This is a genomic window from Stenotrophomonas sp. YJH_SMC_79, assembly GCF_059367995.1.
In genome coordinates, this window is record NZ_JCAFRK010000002.1 from 770048 (window position 1) to 789913 (window position 19866).

General features: G+C 65.3%; 19 protein-coding genes. 11 read left to right on the top strand and 8 right to left on the bottom strand.

The features are described 5' to 3' along the window. Nucleotides 1–52 precede the first annotated feature (52 nt). Nucleotides 53–2515: a S9 family peptidase gene (locus AC5P57_RS10315; protein WP_262234878.1), complete on the top strand. Its 2463-nt coding sequence runs from the start codon at nucleotides 53–55 to the stop codon at nucleotides 2513–2515. A gap of 202 nt (nucleotides 2516–2717) precedes the next feature. Then, nucleotides 2718–3038, top strand: a complete 321-nt coding sequence (locus tag AC5P57_RS10320) for a hypothetical protein (RefSeq protein WP_262234879.1) — start codon at nucleotides 2718–2720, stop codon at nucleotides 3036–3038. A 13-nt stretch (nucleotides 3039–3051) separates the two neighbouring features. Here AC5P57_RS10320 and AC5P57_RS10325 read toward each other — a convergent pair whose 3' ends face one another. Next, complete coding sequence (locus AC5P57_RS10325) at nucleotides 3052–4035, bottom strand: hypothetical protein (protein WP_262234880.1); 984 nt, start codon at nucleotides 4033–4035, stop codon at nucleotides 3052–3054. 138 nt (nucleotides 4036–4173) lie between these two features. Here AC5P57_RS10325 and AC5P57_RS10330 point away from each other — a divergent pair, with 138 nt between their 5' ends. From AC5P57_RS10330 to AC5P57_RS10345, 4 genes are read left to right on the top strand one after another with little or no spacing between them, the layout of a single operon-like run. Next, complete coding sequence (locus AC5P57_RS10330; RefSeq protein WP_262234881.1) at nucleotides 4174–5139, top strand: DUF2268 domain-containing protein; 966 nt, start codon at nucleotides 4174–4176, stop codon at nucleotides 5137–5139. Nucleotides 5140–5192: 53 nt separating this feature from the next. Then, nucleotides 5193–6014, top strand: a complete 822-nt coding sequence (locus AC5P57_RS10335) for a hypothetical protein (protein WP_142806305.1) — start codon at nucleotides 5193–5195, stop codon at nucleotides 6012–6014. Further along, entirely contained in the window at nucleotides 6014–7606 is a 1593-nt protein-coding gene (locus AC5P57_RS10340; RefSeq protein WP_262234882.1) for an FAD-binding protein, read from the top strand. Before AC5P57_RS10335 ends, AC5P57_RS10340 begins: the two co-directional genes overlap by 1 nt. An 11-nt stretch (nucleotides 7607–7617) precedes the next feature. Then, complete coding sequence (locus AC5P57_RS10345; protein WP_099552349.1) at nucleotides 7618–8397, top strand: SGNH/GDSL hydrolase family protein; 780 nt, start codon at nucleotides 7618–7620, stop codon at nucleotides 8395–8397. On the opposite strand, the gene AC5P57_RS10350 is transcribed toward AC5P57_RS10345, so the two are convergent. After that, the gene (locus AC5P57_RS10350; RefSeq protein ID WP_262234883.1) at nucleotides 8372–9256 is read right to left on the bottom strand and encodes a LysR family transcriptional regulator; all 885 of its coding nucleotides are present in this window, start codon (nucleotides 9254–9256) and stop codon (nucleotides 8372–8374) included. The two genes, AC5P57_RS10345 and AC5P57_RS10350, sit on opposite strands and share 26 nt — an antisense overlap. A 105-nt stretch (nucleotides 9257–9361) precedes the next feature. Here AC5P57_RS10350 and AC5P57_RS10355 point away from each other — a divergent pair, with 105 nt between their 5' ends. After that, nucleotides 9362–10495 (top strand): agmatine deiminase family protein, encoded by a 1134-nt coding sequence (locus AC5P57_RS10355; RefSeq protein ID WP_099552347.1) that lies wholly within the window; start codon nucleotides 9362–9364, stop codon nucleotides 10493–10495. Nucleotides 10496–10501: 6 nt separating this feature from the next. Here the strand turns inward: AC5P57_RS10355 and AC5P57_RS10360 are convergent, their stop codons facing one another. After that, on the bottom strand, nucleotides 10502–11047 hold the full coding sequence (locus AC5P57_RS10360; protein WP_262234884.1) for a thioesterase family protein: 546 nt from the start codon (nucleotides 11045–11047) through the stop codon (nucleotides 10502–10504). A gap of 69 nt (nucleotides 11048–11116) precedes the next feature. Here AC5P57_RS10360 and AC5P57_RS10365 point away from each other — a divergent pair, with 69 nt between their 5' ends. Further along, on the top strand, nucleotides 11117–11692 hold the full coding sequence (locus AC5P57_RS10365; protein WP_262234885.1) for a TetR/AcrR family transcriptional regulator: 576 nt from the start codon (nucleotides 11117–11119) through the stop codon (nucleotides 11690–11692). A gap of 34 nt (nucleotides 11693–11726) precedes the next feature. On the opposite strand, the gene AC5P57_RS10370 is transcribed toward AC5P57_RS10365, so the two are convergent. Continuing rightward, entirely contained in the window at nucleotides 11727–12038 is a 312-nt protein-coding gene (locus tag AC5P57_RS10370; protein WP_262234886.1) for a hypothetical protein, read from the bottom strand. Nucleotides 12039–12462: 424 nt separating this feature from the next. Between AC5P57_RS10370 and AC5P57_RS10375 the strand changes: the two genes are divergently transcribed. The 3 genes from AC5P57_RS10375 to AC5P57_RS10385 are packed head-to-tail and all read left to right on the top strand — an operon-like array spanning nucleotide 12463 to nucleotide 14709. Beyond that, the gene (locus tag AC5P57_RS10375; protein ID WP_262234887.1) at nucleotides 12463–13308 is read left to right on the top strand and encodes an energy transducer TonB; all 846 of its coding nucleotides are present in this window, start codon (nucleotides 12463–12465) and stop codon (nucleotides 13306–13308) included. Then, a complete protein-coding gene (locus AC5P57_RS10380; protein WP_262234888.1) occupies nucleotides 13308–14177 on the top strand; it encodes a hypothetical protein in 870 nt (289 codons plus the stop codon). The genes AC5P57_RS10375 and AC5P57_RS10380 overlap by 1 nt, the downstream gene beginning before the upstream one ends. Before the next feature lie 13 nt (nucleotides 14178–14190). Then, on the top strand, nucleotides 14191–14709 hold the full coding sequence (locus AC5P57_RS10385; protein ID WP_315974196.1) for a hypothetical protein: 519 nt from the start codon (nucleotides 14191–14193) through the stop codon (nucleotides 14707–14709). Between the two features lie 46 nt (nucleotides 14710–14755). Here AC5P57_RS10385 and AC5P57_RS10390 read toward each other — a convergent pair whose 3' ends face one another. The 4 genes from AC5P57_RS10390 to AC5P57_RS10405 form a co-directional block, all read right to left on the bottom strand. Beyond that, nucleotides 14756–16867: a TonB-dependent receptor family protein gene (locus AC5P57_RS10390; RefSeq protein WP_495219561.1), complete on the bottom strand. Its 2112-nt coding sequence runs from the start codon at nucleotides 16865–16867 to the stop codon at nucleotides 14756–14758. Nucleotides 16868–17014: 147 nt separating this feature from the next. After that, a complete protein-coding gene (locus AC5P57_RS10395; protein ID WP_262234891.1) occupies nucleotides 17015–18451 on the bottom strand; it encodes a serine hydrolase domain-containing protein in 1437 nt (478 codons plus the stop codon). A 273-nt stretch (nucleotides 18452–18724) separates the two neighbouring features. Further along, nucleotides 18725–19381, bottom strand: coding sequence for a hypothetical protein (locus AC5P57_RS10400; RefSeq protein ID WP_143567601.1), 657 nt, complete (start codon nucleotides 19379–19381; stop codon nucleotides 18725–18727). Nucleotides 19382–19474: 93 nt separating this feature from the next. Then, a complete protein-coding gene (locus AC5P57_RS10405) occupies nucleotides 19475–19696 on the bottom strand; it encodes a hypothetical protein (RefSeq protein WP_049443231.1) in 222 nt (73 codons plus the stop codon). Nucleotides 19697–19866: the final 170 nt, after the last annotated feature.

The following is a 19866-nucleotide window of genomic DNA, read 5'->3' on the forward strand; positions in this document are numbered from 1 at the left end:
ATTCGGGCCCTTGCCCGTCCTCGGGCGCCCAATCACACCCCAGGGGATAAGGATGCTGATCCGTCGAACCTCTCTGGCGGCGGCCATTGCCGTTGCCACAGTCGGCCTGTTGGCCGCTGGCCCGGCCCTTGCCGATTACGCGAAGCCGCCGGAACACCTGCTCAAGGTGCTGAAGGCACCGCCACCGCCGGCGCCGAACGTGGCCCCGGGCGGCCAGCGCCTGCTGCTGACTACTGCGCAGACCTATCCGTCGATCAGCCGCGTTGCCCAGCCGTACCTGAAGCTGGCCGGCGTGCGCCTGGAGCCGAAGAACCGCAGCCGCCATGACACCCCCGGGGGCTACGGTATTCCGGCCTGCGTGGCCGACTTCACCCTGATCGACATCGGCAGCGGCAAGGAGACCAAGGTCAACCTGCCGCAGGGCTGCGCCACCGGCGCGCTGTGGTCGGCCGATGGCAGCCACTTCGCCTTCCAGAACGCAGTCGATACCAGCGTGCAGCTATGGGTGGGCGATGCCGCCACCGGTCAGGTGAAGCAGGTGCCGAACGTGCAGCTGAACCCGATCTTCGGTTACACGGTGCAGTGGCTGGGCGGCAGCCAGAACCTGCTGGTGAAGCTGGTGCCGGCCAATCAGCGCCCGGCGCCGTCCAACGGTGGTGTGCCGACCGGTCCGGATGCGCAGGAGTCGCTGGGCAGCAGTGGCGAGAGCAGCACCTACGAAGCCCGCGACACCCTGACCAGCGTGCATGACGAGAAGCTGTTCGCCTATTACGGCGCTTCGCAGCTGGCCGTGGTCGATACCGCCGCCAACAGCGTGCGTCCGGTCGGGCAGCCGGCGCTGTTCAACGAAGTCAGCGCCGCGCCCGATGGCGTGCACGTGCTGACCGAATCGATCAAGGCGCCGTACTCGCATGCGGTGACCTACCAGCGCTTCGCCAACGACGTGGCGGTGTTGGACGTGAGCAATGGCCGCAGCACGCCGATTGCCAGCCTGCCGCTGGCGGACCGCGTGCCGGTGCACGGCGTACCGGAAGGCCCGCGCGGTTTCGACTGGCGTGCCACCGATCCGGCGACCCTGGTCTATGCCGAAGCGCTGGACAAGGGTGACTGGAAGGTGAGCGTGCCGCATCGCGACCGCGTGCTGATGCTGAAGGCACCGTTCAACGGCAAGCCGACCGAAATCACCCGCACCATGCAGCGCTTTGAAGGTTTTGCGTGGACCGCCGATCCGGCCGTGGCGTTCCAGTACGAGAACGACGAGAACCGCCACTGGATGCAGACCCGCATCGTCGATGTGGACCAGCCGAAGAAGGAAGGCCGCCTGCTCTGGGACATGTCCAGCGATGAGCTGTACGGCAACCCCGGCAACCTGGTCTTCACCCGCCTTCCGAATGGCGCGCAGGTCGTGCGCCGTGAGGGCAACCATGTGTTCCTCAGCGGCCGTGGCGCGTCGCCGCAGGGCGACCGTCCGTTCCTGGACCGCCTGGACCTGGGCACGCTGAAGAGCGAGCGCCTGTTCCGCAGCAGTGCCGACGCCTACGAACAGTTCCTCGGTTTCAGCAGCACGCCGGGGCGCTACCTGACCTGGCACCAGTCGGTCATCGATCCGCCGAATGCCTTCATCCGCCAGCAGGGTGAGGCAGTGGCCGATGCGAAGACCGGCGAGGCGCAGTTCGCCTCCACCGCGACCGCGCTGACCAAGCTGGTCGACCCGACCCCGGAAGTGCGCCAGATCAAGAAGCAGCTGGTGACCTACAAGCGCGCCGACGGCGTGGACCTGTCGTTCACTCTGTACACGCCGCCGGGCTACAAGGAAGGCCAGCGCGTGCCGGCGATCCTGTATGCGTACCCGGCCGACTTCGCCAACGCCGCTCAGGCCGGCCAAGTGTCCGGTTCGCAGCAGACCTTCACCCGCCTGCAGCCGTACCGCCTGATGCTGCTGGCCGGCTACGCGATCATCGACAACGCCTCGTTCCCGATCGTGGGTGACCCGAAGAACGCGTACGACACCTACCTGGAGCAGCTGGAAGCCGACGCCAAGGCGGCGGTGGACAAGGCCGTGGACATGGGCGTGGTCGACCGCAACCGCATCGGCGTGACAGGCCACAGCCACGGCGGCCTGATGACCGCCAACCTGATCGCGCACACCACGCTGTTCAAAGCCGGCGTGGCGACCAGTGGTTCGTACAACAAGACCTTCACCCCGTTCGGCTTCCAGAACGAACGCCGCTCGGTGTGGCAGGCGCAGGACGTGTACCTGAAGGCCTCGCCGTTCTTCTACGCCGACAAGATCAAGCTGCCGCTGCTGCTGGTTCACGGTGAGGACGACGCCAATCCGGGCACCGAGCCGTTCCAGTCGCGCAAGCTGTACCAGGCGATCCGTGGCAACGGCGGCACCACCCGCCTGGTGATGCTGCCGAACGAGCCGCACTGGTACACCGCGCTGGAGTCGAACGAGCAGCTGGTATCGGAAATGCTGAACTGGTTCGACACCTATGTGAAGAACGCCAGGTAAGGGAACAGGAAGGCCACCTCCGGGTGGCCTTCCTGCATCCTGCTGCAGCGCCGAGCCTAGGCTCGGCTGCCCGTTCGCCTGTAAACAGCTGCAAGTGCTCTGCAATCAACTGTGGAGACTCGGTAACGACGTGTTACCGGCACATTCGCGTGCCATGCAAATGGTCTAGGCTGAACCTGTAAGTCCGTCCCGGGTCGGTGCAATGAAAGCCATCCTTCTTGCTGCAACGTTGTCGTTGTTCCTGGTCTCAACTGCGGGTGCTCAGCCGCTGCCCGCCGAACTGGCGCAGCTGGGGATCATCGCCGGCATGCCCTACGCCAAGGCCAAGCGCCTGCTGGACGCGGCCGGTTGGCAGGTGAAGCCGGTGGAGGGCGCGCCGGAATCACTGGAGGGCTTTCCGGAAGTGGGGTGCCAGAAGGGCGGGAAGCAGTGCGCGACGACCTTCGAGAAGGGCGAACAGCAGATTGCCGTGCGGCTGGGCACTACCCTGGCAGGGCAGCCCTTCGTGCAGGGCGCTGACTGAAGGCCTGCCATCCTCACGCCAGCGGCAGGCGCCCCTGCACGTGTGCCAACCGGTCGTGCAGTTCGCGCACGTGCTCGGCCTTGGCATGGATGCGCGTGGTATCACCGAAACTGCGCAGATAAGCGCAGGCGGCAAAGCCAGCACTCTTTTTTTCGTACTCGGCAATCCAGGCCAGGCGGTCCGGGTTGTTGGCCTGTTCGGCTGACCACGCCGCCACCGGTGGGCGGATGCGGTATTTCAGGCCGACGCGCCACGGTTTCGGTGTCAGTCGTGCACGGAAGCAGTGCTGCAACCGGCACATGCGCGCGTACAGGGCGTCGGTGCCCAGTGCCTTGAAGAACGCCTGCAGCTGCTCGTCCTCGGGTGAGAAGGTGGCATGCATGGCCAGCACGCGCAGTCCGGCCGGCGTGCGGTAGGCGCGCAGATGCCAGTCCGGGTGCTGTTCGCTGAAGGCCGCGACCCGCTGCAGGGCCACGCCTTCGGCGCCGCCGGCCGCGGCCAGGCGCCGCTTGCGCTGCATCAGCATCGCAGTGTTGACCAGCAGTACCGCTGCCACCCCCAGTACCAGTCCCACCAGCCAGTGCCAGAGCAGGGTGCCGATGATGGCGCCGGCGAACAGCAGCACTGCCGCGATGATCGCAGGCATCACGCAACCCGCAGGCGGCTGCGCATGGTCGATGTCGGCGAACAGCACGTCCGGGGAGTTCAGGCACAGTGCCCCGTAACTGTTGCGGGTGATGATGACATCGCCGTCGCGCTGCACGATCTGCTCGCGGATCGGTACGCCCTCCACGCCGTAATTGCTGCGTACTTCGCGGCGCGGCAGCGCCTGCCCGGCAAGGATGGCATTGAGTGCTTCGTTGGCACGCCGGTCGGCGTGACCCTGGGCCTCGGCAGGGCCCTCGTCTGACCAGCCGAAGCGGCGCACGACCACCGGCCGGCCGCGGAAACGGGCCTGCAGGCGGGCTTCGGCCCAGTACGCGGGAACGATCATCATCGTGCGGTGCTCCATCTTCCATGGCAGGTGCCGAAGCGAGTCTGGCACAGCGCCGGGGCGCCCGCATCCGCCTGCTGCAGTGGGCCGGGCGGAGTGATAGATTGCGCGCTTCGCATGCACTCCACCAAGGACGGAGCGATGTTCATGATCCTGCGCGGCCTGTTGGCCCTGGCCTGTGCCGGGGCGATGGGCGTGGCGACCGCAGCGGTACCGGCGGGGCCGCAGATCCTCACCGAGGATGTCAGTCGTTTCTATGCGCTTTACGACAGCGCCGGCGGTAAACCCAGTGTTGCGCAGTTGCGTGGCTACATGGCCGAAGGCTCGGCTGGCCTGGCGGAGCTGGCCAAGGCGCGCCGGGTCACCGCAGAGCGTATTGCCGAGTCCATCGCCAGCCAGCCGGAGCTGTACGCGCAGGGCCGGAACTGCCTGGCCGAGCTGCCGGCGGTGAAGCAGCGCCTGGTACAGGTGTTCGCCAACCTGCAGGCCATCTACCCGCAGACCCGGTTCCCGCCGGTGACCATCGCGGTGGGCCGCGGCCGTCCCGTGGGGCTGACCTCGAAGAGCGGGGTGATCATCGGTCTGGAAGCGCTGTGCGCGGCCGACTTCATGAATGCCAATGTGCAGGACCGCTTCGTGCATGTGATCGCACACGAATACGTGCATATCCAGCAGACCGGCCTGACCGACTTCGAGCCGGGTGACCCGCGCGCGACAGTGCTGCGCGTGTCGTTGGGCGAAGGCATCGCCGAATTCATCACCGAACTGATTTCCGGCAACGTCGGCAACGGGCGCCACGCCGCCTGGACCCGTGGCAGGGAAGTGCATATCGAAAGCGCGTTCGCGCTGGATCTGGACAGTACCGATCTGTCGCCGTGGCTGTACAACTACAAGCCGGGCTCGCCGGAGCCCTACGACCTGGGGTACTGGGTGGGCTACCGCATCGCCAAGGCCTACTACCTGCAGGCCAAGGACAAGCGTGACGCAGTGCGTGCGCTGATCCAGCAGGACAATCCGAAGACGATCCTGGCGGCCAGCGGCTGGTCGCCGGGCATGTGGATGCCGGCGAAGGTGACCGGTGTGGCGGCGCGTACGGCTGCACGCTGAGCTGTTAGACACGAACGAAACCATGATCGCAGCAACGCGGAAGGAGCACGGACGTGCACAGATTTGATCCAAACGAAAATCCATTCGTGGAGGACCTGCTTCGCCTGTTGGGCCCGCGGAGGCGCGGATTCCCCTATCGGTGGCACCCTTCAGATCCAGTGAAGGGGCGATTCTCCCCTTCCCAGTTCCGTGCGCTTGCACGGATTTTCCTGTCGCGGTTGTACGGCGTGGATCAGGGCGGCTACCTGAAAAACACGTATGTATGGCACGACGGCCCCGTGCGCTGCAGTGTTCGCGTGGTGCTGGATCATGAAGATGGATACCTGCGCCAAATGCTCGGGTCGATGCGCCGTGAACAGATGTCTGGTCTTGTGCCGGAAGACACACGGGTGGTCCTGGTCCATGTGGGTTTGGACGGTGTAACCGAGCTTTTCAGCGGCCGGCGTGACGTACTTGTCCGTAGCCTGATTGAGTTGTTTGGCGACAAAGATCCCTATGGTGAAGTTGATCGCGAACCGCACCGGTGGCCTTTCGGCGCGTGGATGCACGATGTAATGGATTCAATCGTGGACCCAGAGGGACGCGTTCCACCGCTTGATGGCGTCGAGGCGCGGGATGCCTACTGGGGCGACATCTCCTACGATGACGATGACGCATGGCCGCGGCATCGCAACGAGCCACCGGGTGCTGTGGCGAATGACGGTCGCGGTCGCCACGGTGGTTCCGGAGACGGAGGAGACGGTGAAGGACCACGAGGCCCCGATGATCGCGATGGACCAGGGCCGGGGCGTGGCGGCGTGATGGAAGTGCTTGGTCACCCGGTTCTGTTTTCAGCCGATCCGCAGTTGTTGGCCGATATTCTGGAGAACCTGTGATGAGCGCCGTCATCCCTGTTTCCGCACCTGACGACGCACTGGATGTGCTGACCCTGCTTGCGCTGAAGATCGCGCCGCGACAGTTCGACCTGAGCTATCGGTTCTCCAACATCAGCATCCGCGACCAGATCGTGCGGGCGCAGATGCTGATCCAGCAGCTTCACGCCCTGGGTGCGGTCGGCGCCGATGCAGTGAAGACAGATCCCGGTCCGTCCTTCGACCTGCTCATCTGCGGTGCCGGGGCAGCGGGCCTGGCCGCGGCGCTTGAGGCCGAACGGCTCGAGTTGCGCTTCGTTCTCATGGACACCGACTCACAGGCTGGCGTGGGCGGAGTACTGCGTTCACCCGCCGCCAGATATGTCAGTGCGGCCATGTACGAATGGCCGCACAGCAATCATGCCGACCACCGTTACCCGCTGCGGTCAGCCGCGTTTGGCGCTGCGGGCGTGGGGCTGCAGATTCATATGGATGAGCCCCTGCCGGCGGCAGCTGTAGGCAGCGCGATCGATACAGCCTACGCAACCACGGTGGCTGGCTGGATCCAGCATGCGGCGAACTGGGGTTCGCAATCTCACATCCGGAGTGATTCCTGTTTCATCAGGGGAGCAACGCTTGAGCAGCGGTCAAAGGAAGGTTTGAAGCAGATGACAATCGGGCCGGCGAGTGTTCATGCGATTCCACTGAAAGCGCGCCCGTTGCCTGCCCTGTATATCACCGCCGCATCGAACACCGAGGCGCACCACTTCCGCTTCGTGATTTACGCCATGGGCTACGCGAAAGAGAAGAACCAGTATGCCGAGGGCCTGGAGTGCCCACCGGCCTACTCGAATACGGGATTCTGGGACTGCGACGAGGTCATGAAGCCTCGTCTGGGGTTCACGCCTCCTGCGGGGAACGAGCACTGGCGTCCACGGGTGGCCATCCTGGGTTCCGGCGACGGCGCTCTGCAGGATGCACTGCGCTGCCTGTTGAAGGTTGCTCATCCGCTTGAGGCATGGGACGAAATCGTCAAGGATGCTGCGGTGGGCGGGTCAGTCGAAATCAGCCAGGCAATGCGCGAGCTGGCAACGGCGGACATGCATGCGACGATGGCAGCCACCTGGAGTTCCTCGCCGACGATCTACAAACGTCTGGACAGGCGCTTTGCCCTTGTCGCCAGGAAGCTGCTGAATTCTGGCGATGTCGGCGGGAAAGTGACCACGGCCGTACTGGATAAGCTCCGCGACGATGTCGAGGAAGTGATGCTGATTACCCATTCTGGGCACTTCAGCAAGGCGTACGCATTGAACAGGTTCCTGCTGATCCTGCTCCGTCGCATACTGAGGCGCGAAGCCGCTGGCAACCGGCCCCGCTTGATTCTCAGGTCTGGGCCGGTGAATCAATTCAGTGTCAATGGCACCCCCCCAGGACCGCGAGGCGGTACGCTGCAGTTCGCCTCCGGCCCCAAGACATTTGATCTGATCATCGTCCGGGGTGGATTGAAGACGGATACCGAAAACGCGTTTCCCCACCGGGTCGGTCTGTCCGGCCGGGATACAGGGCGGGCGGGCCTCGGACGTGTTCCCCTGCCGATCCGGCCGCCACTACTTTGAAGGAAAAAAACATGCGAAGTGCAACGCGTTGCAGCCTTCTGTTCGGCTTGCTTGTTGTCTGCACAAGTGTGGAGGCGGGTGAGGTTCCAGCGGTATCGGGACTGCTGGCCACGCCCGTCGAGCAACTCAGCCAGGACGAACTGCAGTACCTGCAGCGAACCGTTGCGGATTTCGGGCAGCTGCAGCGCTATCGCGGTGCCAACGCACAGTTGCCTGCCACAGTATCCGGGCAGCCACGCGTAGTGTTCTTCGGCGATTCCATCACCGAAGGCTGGGGCAGGGAAGGCAGCGCTGGATTCTTCCCCGGCAAGGGGTGGCTCAATCGTGGCATCAGCGGCCAGACCACGGCACAGATGCTGGTGCGGTTTTCCCAGGACGTGCTGGCGCTCAAGCCGCAGGTGGTGGTGATCCTGGCCGGCACCAACGACATCGCCGGCAATACCGGCCCATCCACGCAGGGGATGATCGAAGACAACCTGCACGCGATGGTTGAGCTGGCCCGTGCACATGGCATCGCCGTGGTGCTGGCCTCCGTGCTGCCGGTGAGCGAGTACCCGTGGATGCCGGGCATCACGCCTGCGCCGAAGGTGCGCGCATTGAATACGGCCTTGAAGCGCTACGCCGAGGCGAAGCAGCTGGTCTATCTGGACTACTACACGCCGATGGTCAATGCCGCCGGCGGCCTGGATCCGCAGCTGGCCGAAGACGGTGTGCATCCCACCACGAAGGGGTATGCGGTGATGGCGCCGTTGGCCGAGGCAGCGGTCACACGCGCGCTGGAGCAGCGGTAGCCGCAGCGGGCAGGCTCGCCAGCAACCACTCACAGAAACTGATCATCAGCGGATCGGCAGCGCTGTCCTGGTGGACCAGCCAGCTCCAGCGCGGGCCGCGCACGCGTGCCTCATCCAGCGGCTGCAGCAGGCCCTGATCGCAAGCACGAGCGGCAAGCAGTTCACTGACCAGCGCGATGCCGAGACCCTGGCATGCGGCATCCAGCAGCTGCCCGGGCTCGGAGAAATTCATGCCTTCGCGGCGCTGACCGACATCGACGCCGCCTTGGACCTGCCATTGGCTCCAGTCCATCTCGCGCTCGCCATGCAGGGTCAGGCGCTCATGCATGGGCGTGGCCAGCAGGTCGGGATGGCAGGCTGGGAAGAGGCGATCCTGCAGCAGCACGCGGTGCTGGCACTGGGCCTGTGAGTCCAGGTCGTCGCGTACCGCCACGTCCAGCGTCTGCGTGGTCATATCCGGTGCTTCCTCGCTGGTCAGCAGCCACAGGTCGGCGTCGGGGTGCAGGCGGTGGAAGCTGGCCAGGCGCGGCACCAGCCAATGGCGGGCGAAGGCCGGGGTGGTGTTGACGATCAGTTGATTCGGCTTGCGGTACTGATCGAGTCGGCGGATACCACTGGCCAGCTGCCGCAGCAGCGCCTGCGTGGTTTCCAGCAGGTCGATGCCGGCGTCGGTGAGGGTGACGCTGCGGCCCTGCCGGAAGAACAACGGTTGCTGCAGCGAGGCCTCCAGGCCACGGATCTGCTGGCTGATGGCCGATTGGGTCAGGTGCAGTTCCTCAGCCGCCCTGTGGAAGCTACCCAGGCGGGCGGCGGCCTCGAAACCTCGCAGCGCGTTCAGCGGTGGCCAGTGCTTGAGCATTGCTGATAAGGAGAGCTGTTCAATTGTCGGCTGAATCTATCGTTTGTTCTTATGTGTCTGCAAGCGCAGCATGGTGTCCATCCCACACCGGCCATGGAGCCTGTCATGAACAGCCGTCGTCACTTCCTCACCCAACTGGCCGGCGCCGCTGGTCTTGGCGGCTTGGCCGCCCTCGGCCTGGCAGGGTTGCCGGGCCGCGTCGCTGCGGCGGGGCCGGGCGCGGGTATCTGGCGGATGCCCGACGAGCACGGCCCGCAGGAGCGCGTCTTCCTGGCCTTCGCCGCGCAACCGCGGGTGTGGGGTGCGCAGGCCGACGCGGTGAATACCGCCGTCGCCCGCCTGGCCCGCACCATCGCTCGCCACCAGCCGGTCAGCGTGCTGTGCCGTCCGGCGCAGCGGAAGCTGGCGCAGGATCGCTGCGGCCGCGACAACATCGAGTTCCTCGAGGTGCCGCTGGATGACATCTGGGTGCGCGACTACGGCGGCTGCTTCGTCACCGATGGCCAGGGTGGGCTGGGCCTGGTTGATTTCAACTTCAATGGCTGGGGTGGCAAGCAGAGCGCCCGCAACGATGGCGCGGTGGCGCCGTGGCTGGCGCAGGTGACGGGTGCCACGCTGCTGGAAAGCGATCTGGTGGGCGAGGGCGGTGGTATCGAAGTCGATGGCCACGGCACGGCCATCCTCACCGAAAGCTGCTGGGTGAACCGCAATCGCAATCCGGACTGGTCGCGCGCGGATATCGAAGCCGAGCTGAAGCACCACCTCGGCCTGCGCAAGGTGATCTGGCTGCCCGGCATCGCCGGCGAAGACATCACCGATGCGCACGTGGATTTCTATGCGCGTTTCGTGCGGCCGGGCGTGGTGATCGCCAACCTGGACAATGATCCGGAGTCCTATGACTACGATCTGACCCGCGAGCACCTGGACATTCTGCGCGGGGCCACCGATGCCGATGGCCGTCGCCTGCAGGTGCACACCCTGCCGCCGCCACTGGACGGGCGCGACAACGTGCATACCCGCGACAACGACGATCTGGCCATGGGCTACATCAACTACCTGCCGATCAACGGCGCGGTGGTCGCGCCGCAGTTCGGTGACGACGCAGCCGATGGCTACTGCCGTGAACTGCTGGAAGACATGTATCCGGGCCGGGTGATCGAACAGGTGGATATCGATGCGATCGCCGGTGGTGGTGGCGGCATCCATTGCGTGACCAAGAACATGCCGAAGGTCGGCTGAGCTGCCTCAGGCATCGTCCAGCTTCAACGCCGCATCGGCGGCCAGCAGCGCTTCGGCGGCCGCACTGAGCGGCGGCGACGGCGGGGCGGCCACGCCGATCGCTTCCATCATCTTTGGCATGCCGAGGAACTGGCGCGCGCGGCGGTCGTAGATGCCGGTGACCAGCAGCGCGCGCGTGGCAATCTTCTGCTCGGCACCGATCAGCACGCGCTGCTCCATGATGCCGCGCGAGCCGACCCAGCCCACCAGGCGCGTTTCCAGGGTGAAACGCTGGAACGGTTTGAGCTCGCGGCGGAACTGGATGGTGCCGGCGCCGACGATCGGTGCCCACTTCTCGCGCAGCGCCACCCGGCCCAGGCCCATGCGCAGGATCAGGTCCAGCCGGCCCAGGTCGAAGATGTTCCAGTAGCGGCCGTTGGTCATGTGCAGGTTGCTGTCCAGATCATTGGGCAGCACCCGGAACTGCAGGCGCGAGACCCCGAACGGGGCCTCCAGCTTCGGCCGGAACAGGCTGCACAGCAGCAGATGGAACAGGCGGAACCAGAGATTCATGATTATGACGACTGTTATAGAATCGCCGATACGCTAATCTATGACGACTGTCCTGGCAAGGAGCCTGCCATGAGCCCGCGCCCCTCTGATGCGCCACAACGCGTGATTGATGCTGCGGCACAGATGCTGGCGCGCGTGGGTCTCAATGCCACCAGCATCCGTGAAGTGACCAAGCTGGCCGAGGCGCCGCTGGGCTCGACCTACCACCACTTTCCCGGCGGCAAGCAGGAGCTGCTGGCGCGCGCTACCCACATGGCCGGCGACAAGGTAGAAGCGCTGCTGGTGGAGCTGCTGAAGGGCGGGGCGGTGCAGGGCCTGCAGCAGTTCCTGGCGATGTGGCGCGAGCGTCTGCTGCGTTCCGACTTCCGCGCAGGCTGCCCGGTGCTGGCTGCGGCAGTGGAAGAGCCGGTGGAAGCCGTGCCCAGCCAGCCACGTGTTGCCGCTGCCGAAGTGTTCGCGCGCTGGCAGGGGCATCTGGCCGCAGCCTTCATCGCCGACGGCCACGAACCTGCTGTGGCGGATGGGCTGGCCAGCCTGGTGATCGCCAGCGTGGAAGGCGCCGTGGCGATGTGCCGCGCACTGCAGGACGTCGCCCCGTTCGACCAGGTCGCAGCGCAGTTGCTGAAGGCGACCGCGCCGCCTTGATCCGGCTATTCGTGTGCGGGAGACGCGCAGCAGATCATCTGAAGATCAGCATGTAGCTCCAGCCGAGCGCGATGGGCAGGAAGGCCGCGATGGCCGACGCGCCAAACCAACGCAGGTAGCTGCGAGAGGCGGGGGCTCCCTGCCGCTTGAGGGCCCAGGCATGCATCGGGAGCACCAGCAACGCCTGCACCGCAAAGGTGGCCACGGCGGCAAGCCATGCCAGCAGGATGCCGAGGCAGCCATCGCTGAAGCAGCGGCTACCGAACCACGAACCCCAACCGGCGAGGCCAATCATTGGAACGAACATCGCGAGGGCGGTGGCGCGGGTGAACTGGGAGGCGTGCATGCCGTGGCGCTTGCTTTTTCTGGTGCAGAATCATAATCCAGCCGCCGGCGCGCGGGTCCAAGGCCGGCGCCAGTGCGGCCCGTGGGTGATGGACCCGCGGCCCCATCGCGCTAGAATCCGCCCACCACCGCCTACGCATGCCCGGCAAGGATGTCCGCATGCAGTATCAGGTTTCTGAGGTCCCTGGCCGCAATGCCACGCGCCCGCTGGCGGCGGCATGAAGAACTCGCGGCATTTTTCCATCAGTGCATTGAAGTTGCCCAGGAGCCGCGGCAGTGAAGTCGTGCGTGCGGCTGGCCGCGCACGCGGGTGGCCCTGATCGTCGCGTTGACCGGCGCCTGCGCTGCCCGATGGCGGTAGTGCTGGACGGGTAGTACTGCAGTTCCGGGCGATTTCCCCTGTGCTTCACTTTTCCAGGATCTTCATGCGACAGCGCATTGCACCGAAACGCGTCCTGGCCACAACGGTCGTTCTATCGATGGTTGCAGTCTTAGCGCTGATGGCCAGCGTGCGCCCGCAGTGGCGGCAGGATGTCGGCCCGCCTCCGATCAATCTGGGAACGGCACGGATGCAGGCCGAGGTGATGGCAGAGCTCATCGACCTGCGACCGACACCACCAGGAAATCCGCCCGTACCACCGACTCCAATCAAGGCAGTCTCCTTCCCGATGCTGACCGGTAACAGTGGGGTCGCGACCGCGGCGGTGCCGCTGGAAGACGTCGAGCCAGCACACTTCGAGCCGCGCGGCTGGGAGCCCGACATACCATTCGCTGTGATGGAATGGACCGTGCCTTCGTGCCATGAAGGAGAACCCGCCCAGGTCTGCCAGGTTCGCCACAGCGTCGTCGAGTGGCGCGATGATGACAGTGCAGCGTCCTTTCAACTGCAGCAGCATCTGGAGTCGATGCTGCAGGTTGTGAACCGTCGGGCTGTACGGGTACCCGACCTCGCGTTTGAGCTTGCACACGTGCGGGCGCAGCGGATGACGTGGGACGAGCTTCAGCAACGACGCGCGCGCGGTATCGAGGGATGCATGGGCGGACCGGGCAATCCGGATCTGGGCGTTGTCTATCTGCAGCGTCCTGTGTTCAGCCTGGACGGGAACTGGGCAATGGCATCGATCGCCTCGGATCTGTGCAGCGGCGGAACGGGTATGCGTGGCCTCTACCTTCTGCACCGCAGGAAGGGCGGATGGGAGCGCATTCGAGTGGAGCCTGTCCGCCATATGAGCGTTGGACACGGCCTGTGGCCCGCGTTGCCGGAGCCGTGATGACAGATACGTCTTTCAAGCCAGGCCGTGACTGCCAACAACGGATCGCCTGGCGGCGCATTGCATCGCTGGCGGCGGCGCTGTCGGCTTTGGCTCTCATGGCCGGGATCTGCAGCCTGCGCCCGAGGTGGCAGCAGGCGATCGGTCCGCCACCGGTTAACCTGGGAACGGCGCAGATGCAGGCTGAGGCGATGGCGCTGGCGATCCGGCAGAGGCCGCCATTTCCCCTCCCACCCGCATTGCCGCAGCCAACGCCAGTTCTGCCAACCTCGCTGAGCGCGGTGCCCAGCGCACCGCAGACGCCGTCCACGCGCGTCGATCAATGGCGCCCGCAGGAGCAGCCGCAGTTGACCGACGCGGTGGGGGAGGACATCTACGTGATGGAGCAGACCTTGCCCTATTGCTGGCCGGGCAGCAGTGCCTCCACCTGCCAGGAGGTGGACGATCTGGTCCTGCCGCTGGACGACCGGTGGCCGCCTGACATCCATGCGCTGCGGTTGCAGCTGCAGGCGGACCTGGTTCCCGCCAATCGCCGTTCCATGTCAGTGCCAAGCGCCGCATTGGCTGGTGCGCAGCGGATGGACAGCGCGGGGCTTCGAGCGCTGCGGGAGCAGGGATGCGGGGCAACGGAGCATGGGCCGACTCGGACATACGACCACTTCGCCTATCTGACCCGGCCCGTTTTCAGCGTCGATGGGCAGTGGGCTATGATCGCGGTCGCCTGGGATTCGTGTTCCGGCGATTTCGTCTACCGGGAGCTTGTCGTACTGCATCGCGAACAAGGACGCTGGATGGCCGCCCCCCCGGAACGAGGTCTTGGCGGCGTATGGGACGGCCGCGTACTGCGGCCCTGGACGTACAACCACTGACGAGGAAGAGCGCATGGATGTCGCTGCACGCAGGAACAGGACGTTGTTTCGTTGGATCATGGTGACGCTGCTGGCAGTACTGATGCCGTTTGCAGCACTGGCGCAGCCTGCAGCCGGGCAGGCCGATACCGCCGAAGCCGCTACCGCCGCGGAGGAGGCCCAATGCCGCACCTGCAGCTATGAGCGTATCGGGCACAAGGTCGATATCGGGCTGGTTGCACTGGTGTCGCTGCTGGTGGTGGGCCTGCTGATCGCGGCGTCGCGGGAATGGGGCACCACGTCGCAGCGCTGGACCTGCCGCACGCTGTCCCTGCTGCTGGTGGGTGTCGGTGCGGCGTTGCTGTGGTGGGCTGGCAGCGTCGTCTACCTGGGTTACAACCCGTGGCAGGAAATGGCCACCCCCGTCGATGGCTCGCTCACCTCGACACTGCTCAATACCTCACCGAAGTGGCTGGCGGCGCTGGTGTTGATTGGTTTCGCGCCCTCCATCTGGAAGCGCAGCGAACGCCTGCCGGCCTGGCGTATTGGCTGACCCTGGAATGACGGCGCCGGATCACATCCGGCGCCGCCTGAGGCGATCAGTCAAAGCGCCAGCGCACGCCGGCATAGACGCCACGGCCTTCGCCTGGCGTCGAGCGCGCGACATCCTTGCCGGCGTCGTCGTAGCCCGGCGTGACCGTGGCGGCATAGTGGCGGTTGCCGATGTTGCGCATCTCCGCCCACGCCTGCCAGCGGCCACCGGGTGCGTCGTAGCCGATGCGGCTGCCGAAGATCACATGGCTGTCGGCCCAGTAGCTGTTGGCGTAGTCCACTGCGATGCGCGAGGCGTATTCGGCGTTCAGTGCAGCATAGAGGCCGGAGGCGTGATCGAAACGCAGCTCGGCCTGGTAGCTGTGGCGCGGCAGGCCCGGCAGGCGGTTGCTGCCGAAGCGCGCGTCGTGGCGGTAACGGAAATCACTGAAGGTGTACGCCTGGCGCAAGGACAGGCGCCCCGGCGCGGCCTGCCACAGCGTGCTGTCCAAGCCGGCTTCGATGCCACGGTGCACGGTGGGGCTGGCGTTGTTCTCTGCGATGAACAGGTTCGGTACCGGTTGCAGCTCCACGCTCAGCAGCTCGTGGTTGATGTGCGCGTAGTAGCCGGTCAGTTCCCAGCGCCCCAGCACAGCGTCGCCGCGCGCACCCAGTTCCAGCGTGGTGGCGGTCTGGTTCTGCATCGGTACCGGCGCGCGCTGGCGGCCGGTGGAGGGGCCATTGCCCGGCCCGAAGTACTGGTTGGAACCCCAGATCATCGACCACGGATGCGGCGCCTCCACCGAGCGGCTGAGGTTGCCGAACCATTGCGTGTGCGGGCTGTACTGCCAGGTGAAGCCCAGCCGCGGCGCGTAGTCCCAGTCATGATCGCGCAGTTGACCGCCGCTGTTTGGCCAGGTCACCTGCACGTCGCGGCGGGTGTTGATCAGCGCCAGCCCGGTCTCCATGCGCAGGCGGTCGTTGAAGGTGAGGGTATTGCCGACGTGCAGCGTGCTGTCGGTGCCGTGGTGGCGGAAATCACGCGTGCGCGTGCCGGCGGCATAGCCGTTGCTGGCAAAGCGCAGCGACTCGCGCACGTCGGCGTCCAGGTCGTGGGTGACGCGCAGGCCGACGGTGGTTTCACTGTCCAGCCCGAACAGCCGGTGGCGGTGGCGATAGTCCAGCGTGGCGTTGAGGTTGGCGTAGTCCAGTTGCTGGCGGTACAGGCTCTCGTTCAAGTCCATCGGGTACTTGTGATAGACCAGCCCGGCCTGCAATGAGGAGTCCTCATCGATCTGCAGCGTGGTGACATTGCCCACCCAGGTGCTGCCGGGTTGCGGGCGGCGCGCATCGATGGCCAGGTTGGCTGCGTTCGCCGCGTGCGGGTCATTGCGGATCTGGTCGCGGGTCAGGCGTCCGGGTGTTTCGTGGTTGGTTTCGCGATAGCGCACGAAGAAGCGCGTCTGCAGGTCGGGCGTGATCTGCCAGCCGATGTTGGCCATCGCGCCCTTGCCGTCGCCGCGCGCATGGCGCTGGTAGCCGTCGAATTCGGTATCGGTGTAGGCCAGGAAGTAATCGACGTCGCTGCTGACGCCGCCCCAGCTGAGACCGCGCTTCTGGTAGCCACGGCTGCCGGCCTCGTAATGCAATTGCACGCCAGCCGAATCACGCCCGCTGCGGCTGACGTAATCGATGGCACCGCCAAGTGCCAGCGCGCCACGTTCGAAACCATTGGCCCCGCGCAGCACCTCCACGCGCGACAGCCACAGCGGTTCCAGCAGCTCGTAGGGCGTGCCGCCCGGTCCGGTCAGCGGCAGGCCGTCGATCGACACGGCGATGCCCGAGGCATGCGCGCCCGGCCCGCGATTGATGCCCGAGCCACGGATCGAGATCTTGGTGCCCTCGTTGCCCGGCGACTGCGCGCTGATGCCCGGCTGGTAGGCCAGCACATCGGCGCTGGAGGACAGGCGGCTGCCGGCCTTGGCCACGTCGATGACGTTGCTGGCGCCGGGCACGCGCTTCAACGCCTCGCGCGCCTGGGCGCTGGCATCGGCGGCAGCGGTGACCCGTACGGCACCGAGGGTGGTGGCCTGCGGGGCGGCGGCGGCGGTGGAAGCCAGGCCGAGGGAAACAGCCAGGAACAGCAGGGACGGGGTGGGGCGGTGAGACGGGAGCGACATGCGGAATGCTGTAAACCACGAAAGTTGCGCGCAAGTTAACAGGTCGCGGACGGTACGTCACCCATCACCGGCGTATGGGGGCTGGTGCGTCTGTAGAGCCAAGCCCATGCTCGGCTGCTTTTTACGGAGCCGAGCATCGGCTCGGCTCTACAAAGACGGTTTCGCCAGCGCCTTCGCCTTCGCGTACAGCGCCTTTGCAGTCTCGGCATCACCCAGCGCGGCGTGGCACTCGGCCAGGCTGTCCCAGACGTTGGCCGAATCCGGATACAGCTCGGTGTTGAGCGTGAACACCTTCAACGCCCTGCGTGCACCAAGGCTCTCGCGGATGGCATAGCCATCGGCATTGATCGCACGCTCCAGTTCATCGGTCGCAATGCCGCTGCTGTCGCGCAACCATGCGCGCAGGGCTGGTGCAGCGCCCGCATCATCATCCAGCGCATAGGCAATCAAGCGTTCGGACAACACCGCGTGCGGGAATTCCTTCGGCGCGGCCACCGCCATCGTGCTCTCCACCAGTGTGCTCGACCAGACATTGCGGGCACTGCCGTTGGTCAGGTACACGAACACCCAGTAGCCACTGTCCAGGGTGTCCTTGTAGGCCAGCCGCGCACGTACGCGGGTGCCGCCATCGTGGCCGACCTGGGTGTAGCCGTCACTGCGCACAGTATCCCAACCGGTGGAGTAGTAATTGCGGCCGCCGCCGCTCAGCGTCTGCGGCTGCCAGAGCTTTTCCAGGGTGGCCGTGCGCAGCAGCTTGCCGGTGGCCAGTGCCTGCAGGAAGCGGTTCATGTCGCCTACGGTGGTCTGCAGGTCGGCATGGCCCCAGCCGTAGTGCGGCCACGGATCTTCGTTGGCCGGCTGCAAGGTGCCGTCCTTGCCGATGTAGGCCACCGCCGCACGCTGCGCCGGCACGCTGGCCACGCCCCATGAGGTGCTGGTCATCTTCAACGGTTGCAGGATGCGTTCGCGCGCGATGGCCGGGTAGGGCTTGCGATAGTGCGCTTGCAGCAACGCCGTCAGCACCAGGTAGTTGGCCTGGGTGTACTGCACGCGGCTGCCGGTCGCGAACTGCATCGGCGCCGCGCCGGCCACCTTCAGTGCAGCGGCAAGATCGGGGGCAACGCCGGGGTAGCCCTTGCTCACCCAGCGGTTGTCCACGCGGTCGTAGTACTCGGCGATACCGGAGCTGTGGTTGAGGAAATCGCGCACGTGGATCGCCTGCCATGCAGTCGGCAGGTCCGGAACATAGCGGCTGGCTGGTGCGTCCAGATCCACCTTGCCTTGATCGACCAGCTGCATCACCAGCGTGCTGGTCAGCAGCTTGGCCATCGACTGCGCTGTGAAAATGGAATCGATGGTAGCCGGCGCGTGGGTGGCCGGGTCACGCTCGCCGCTGGCGCCCTGGTAGAGCACCTGACCGCTGTGGGCGACCAGCACCGCTTGCCCGGCGATGCCGTAACGCTCGCGGTTGGTCTGCAGTTGGGCTTCGAGCTGTGAAGAGAGGCCGACGGGAAGCCCACGCGCAGAAGCGGGTGGAGCAGCGAACAGGGCGCAGAGCAATGCAGCAGCAAGGGTGCGGTACATCGCGGTGATCCGTCAGCGGAGATGGCGCATGTTGGTCACGGCTGCAGGTGGGGTCAAGCGGGCCCTGTTCGATGGATCACGCATGCATGAGCGGATGGGCTTCGTGCCACACGGGATCATGCGGGTATGCCCGGATAGAAGGCGTGGCGGCAGTCGAGCGTTGCACGCAGGTCCGTAGCGGTCATGAAAGGCGTGCTGTGCGTGGTTTCCTGTATTTCCTGATGGCGGTGATGCCGGCCGGTGGCCGACACCCTATCGATTGTGGCTGAGGCCTTACCTGGGGCTCTTGTCCATGAGCCAGCCACGGCCATAGCAGTTACGCATGAACCCGCGGGTCGGACAGCGCTCCTCCAGGGTGTTGCTCAGCAGCTCGATGAGGCGCGGCAACGGGGTCGGGCCAATGAAGTTCATATCGCCGAGCTTGGTAACGGTCCACATCTGGTCCTTGCTGAGCTCAATCGTGCCAAGCAGCGGGCGTTCGCCGTCGCCTGGTCCGGACAGATTCATCACCAGGTAGCTTTGCTTTCTCTCGTCCACCAGTCCGTGGTAAGTCAGCACGTACCGATCGGGGTACTTTTCAATTACGCCTCGCTTCCACTCAGCGAACGCGGCGTAATACTCCTTGTAGCCGATGGGTGCATCAGGCGTGAAGGATTCCATTTTTGCGTCGAAGCCGCGGGTAGTGAGTGACGCAAACAGGGCTTGTGCAAGGATGCTGCAACGCTGCCTGAGATCAGGGAAGTAGGGAGTGCGGCGACGCCCATCCGGCGAGGGCAGTGCGCAGGAACCCTCATTGTTCGCATCCAGAATAACGAGCGGGCTGATCCGGGTCTCGTATGGGAGCTTTGTGCTGATCTGGTTTGCTGCGCTCGCAGGCCCGGTGACCGCAATGCAGGTGGCGACAAGTAGCAGACGTTGAAGAACGCTCATTGGAGAGAACATCTCGATGGTGCAGAACGGGATTCAGACGAAGTCCTGGCACTGAGACTCCGTCGCAGGGCGATGTGGCAATCCGCGATCGATCTACTTGATCTTCACATCCTTGCCCTGGTCCTGCATCAGCTCAGCAAACCTGGCCCAGCTCAGCCGCTTCTTGTTCACCGAATTGCCTGCGGGCACCCATTCGATGTTGCCTTTGCTGATCAGAGCGGTACCGAGCAGCTTTCCATCTTTCCTGACGGCAAGTTCGACGTCCTTGTGCAGTACGAACTTGGTGGCAAGATCCATGGTGATTTCGTGAGCCATACAGTGGATTCCTTTCAGCAGAAGAGTTCATCAGAAAGGAATGAGCCCACAGGGGCGCTGGCCCGAGTAAACAGGCCGGAGGGCAACATTCCTTGTTGATCTCCGGTATCGGCAGGGCACCGCGCAACTTTAGGTGCGATGCCACTGAAGCTGGCGCAAGCCTCTTCCAT